General features: G+C 52.4%; 1 protein-coding gene. It reads left to right on the top strand.

Annotated features, from left to right (window positions below; all coding sequences use genetic code 11):
• The first annotated feature begins 275 nt into the window (after positions 1 to 275).
• The gene (locus VI25_RS24960; protein WP_152981810.1) at positions 276 to 503 is read left to right on the top strand and encodes a hypothetical protein; all 228 of its coding nucleotides are present in this window, start codon (positions 276 to 278) and stop codon (positions 501 to 503) included.
• Positions 504 to 803: the final 300 nt, after the last annotated feature.

The following is an 803-nucleotide window of genomic DNA, read 5'->3' on the forward strand; positions in this document are numbered from 1 at the left end:
CCTGCACGCAAGTTCTCCTTTAAGAGCTGACCGGTTATGGTCTGTGAATTGTACGGACCTTGAACTGTACTGGGATAGATCAGCTACTACCTCCAAGAAGACAACATAACGGTGCCGATATGAATTACTGTTTACGTTTACTAATCGCTTTCGGAATACTAAGCTTAGGAAGCTGCGATGTTGCTCACACGATCATAGTAAAGAATAAGACGTCCCATCCGGCGCAGGTGTCCTGGCGAGTGGCTACCGGGGATCAGCCGGACTCGCTTCGTACGATGTGGTTGTCACCCCAAGGGATGGTCGGTAGTCGGGCGGAGGTATACTATGGCTTCGGCTACTGGAATGCAGCTGAATTAATGCGAGTCGCCCAGCAGATGGAACGCATTGAGATCTGCACGGCGACGGATACGGTGCGCGTAATAAGGCCTGCTGCAATCGAAGAGTTCTTGCGCCCCCGTCGCCGTGGGCTGTTTCGGAATTATCTGGTTATCCGCCTTCGCTAAAATCAGGAAGGTGGCAATAAGAAAGCCCTGGCCAGGTGGTCAGGGCTTTTTGCTTCTAGGTCCACCACCATTTCAGCCAGTGGTGATGATGGTAGGGAAAGACCACGTGGCCTTCCTCCATGCCTTGCCGAATCAGGAGTTGGTACCTATTTCTCCGCAGTGGTCGCTAAGTGTTTAACCATAGGGGAAAGATGCCTGAACTAGGCTAAAGCGCTTGCCGCAGCCAGACGCCCGCAGCTAGTTCGTCCTCAAAGATGTGATAGGTCACGTCGCCTTCGTGGGCATCGTTGATCACAAGAT

This window comes from Hymenobacter sp. AT01-02, assembly GCF_000961955.2.
Classification (GTDB): Bacteria; Bacteroidota; Bacteroidia; order Cytophagales; family Hymenobacteraceae; genus Hymenobacter; species Hymenobacter mucosus.

Coding starts and splice junctions, on each gene's coding strand:
- VI25_RS24960 (WP_152981810.1), top strand. CDS start 276: ATGTGGTTGTCACCCCAAGGGATGGTCGGTAGTCGGGCGGAGGTATAC.